Consider the following 2,403-nt stretch of genomic DNA (forward strand, 5'->3'; position numbering starts at 1 on the left):
TGGAGGGCGGGCATTCCTGCCCGCCCTAAGGGCGGACAAGAATGTCCGCCTTCCAAGTGCGCAAGTGGGGGGTCTAATCCCTGTCCGGCTCAGCCTCTACGCGCTCGACGGCCGTGAAGTCCTCCGCCTCCACGACGGGCAGCTGTCCCCGGGGAGCCATACTTTCGCACTTTCGCACTTTGGCACTTTCACACTTCCCTCCGGCATCTATTTTCTCCGCCTTCAGGCCGGCTCTTACTCCCGCACCGTTAAAGCCGTTCTTATGCGCTAATCTTGGAGGGCGTTTCATGGGCGTGAACGTAAGGGCCGAAGACGATATGTGCGGCTTCGTGCCCGATTGCAGAAGGGTGGAATCGGCTCGTATCGGCTGGCAAACTATTTTTGGGCGGACTCGCCAAATCCCTTGACATCTTCCTCTCACAGCCGTATTTTGTGAAAACCTTGCCTCGGGCTACGGCTCGGGCTACGGCTCGGGCTACGGCTCGGGCTCAACGTCAACCCTACTGCAAGGAGGACGTAATGTCCCACCGTTCGATCTTCGCGACCGCTCAACTGGTTCTGCTGGCGGTCCTCACCCTCTTCGCCGCGCCGGGAGAGGCATGGGCAACAGATCTGGATTTCCAGATGGAGATTCAATGGGGTGATGGGGTTGATCCCTACGATGTGGAAGCAGAGGTTCAATTGCTCGATGGCGCCGGCGTGCCTGTGACGGGCTGGTTCGCTATGACCCCTAACTCACAAGCCACCCTCTACACCCTCACCATCGAGGATGTTCCAACCAGTGCAGTTACAGCAAGGTTTCGATGGAATAACCCTGACGATGATGTATTATGGTTTGGGATGGACATCGTGGTAGAAGCGAATGCGAATCCGATGCTTGCCGAACCTGTACTTAACTGGGCGGGGCTCACCATCAACGACGTGCTTGCTACCCGGCAATAATGCTAATCGCTAAATCTGCAAGAGGCTCGCAATGTCACCAACTTGCGAGCCTCTTCGAACTTAATTCTAGATTGACGTTGGTTAGCACGGCGTGTGCAATTTGCGCCGGACTCTCATGCTGCGCCTCAATCGTCCGCGCACAGCCCGAGATAGACCTGATACGCATTTTCGACTTCGGTGGAAATGACTATTTTACAGACGTTTACTACACCGCTGACGGCCTATTCGCACTATGCGGGTATCAGACCAATACTAATGTGGGCCTCATAGTTCTGAACGATGAAGAAGGCCGAATTGTATGGCTCGAGGAGATTGAAGAGGCACGGCTTCAGTCCATCATTGAAGCGGACAATCGAGATTTGGTGGTCGTAGGAAGAGAATTGCCAGGAAATTCAAATACCATCGCTATCAGGTTAAGCCCAGAAGGTGAAGTCTTATGGCGTCGATCATATGGTATAGGAAATTTCAGTGCCATAATAGAGTTAAAGAGTGGTGAATTTGTTATCTGCGGGCGTAGATCTCCAGATGCAGTGCTTATTTGCCTCGGAGAAGATGGCGATGTCATTTGGGAAGAAATGTTCATAGCAGCGGAAGGTTCTACGCGGAGCCTCGAAGCCTTACGTGAGACCGAGAATGGCATTATCGCAGTTGGTAGATCAGGAGTGTCGGGATGGATAGTCAAACTTGATTTTGAAAGAAATGTGCAATGGTCTAGGAGTTATGATGCTCCCGGCGGCACCCGGCAGTTCAACTCTATCGTCTCCGTGCCTGAAGGTGGATTTGCATTGAGCGGCATCTATTCTCGCCAATGGGAATGGGACGGATCGCGCTGGGCTTATTTGAATTTCACCAGGATTGAAGGAGAAGGTGAGATGGTTTTTGAGGAGATTTATCATGACCGCGGATTACCAGGTCACTTAAATACCGGGCTTAGCCGTCTTTTGGATGGATTCGTCTTAGTTGGGTGGCAGTTGCCTCGATACGTCCGTGGAGAAATGCTTCGCCGTTCCTATCCCCTTGCCATACGAACCACCCCAGGCGGTGTCGAAGTCTGGCGCAAAGACTTTAGCCAATTCGTCGAAGCAGTTGGAATGGGAGGTATCGAAAGCAACCGGCTCGGTTCCGTCATCACCCTGCCTAACAACGTCATCGTCGCCTGCGGGTCGATGGTGAGCAACGAAGAAGAAAACGGCGACGACGCCATCATCGTCCGCCTCGAACCCGACATTCTTGGTCCGGTCGTCTTCCACAAGGAACCGGAAGACTCCCTCCTGAAAGTCCTCCCCGGCGAAACTATCGACTTCCTCGTCCGCGCCCGCAACCAGCAGGGCGAGGAAATGTCCTATCAATGGACCTACCGCGACACCGTCCGCTCGCAAGATACTTCCTGCACTATCCGATTTGACGAAAGAGGCACCTTCCCGGTCGTATGCCGCGTAACGGCCGGTGAATGGTCGGTCG

At 53.8% G+C, this 2,403-nt stretch carries 3 protein-coding genes; all 3 read left to right on the forward strand.

Translation table 11 applies throughout. The features are described from left to right. The coding region (locus FJY67_12035; GenBank protein MBM3330177.1) for a T9SS type A sorting domain-containing protein at positions 1 to 271 on the forward strand (271 nt) is incomplete at its 5' end. A 161-nt stretch (positions 272 to 432) separates the two neighbouring features. Next, positions 433 to 942 (forward strand): hypothetical protein, encoded by a 510-nt coding sequence (locus FJY67_12040; protein MBM3330178.1) that lies wholly within the window; start codon positions 433 to 435, stop codon positions 940 to 942. Between the two features lie 995 nt (positions 943 to 1,937). Then, positions 1,938 to 2,403, forward strand: a 466-nt coding sequence (locus FJY67_12045; GenBank protein MBM3330179.1) for a hypothetical protein, incomplete at its 3' end; no start/stop codon positions are given.

The organism is Calditrichota bacterium (assembly GCA_016867835.1).
Lineage (GTDB): Bacteria > Electryoneota > AABM5-125-24 > Hatepunaeales > Hatepunaeaceae > VGIQ01.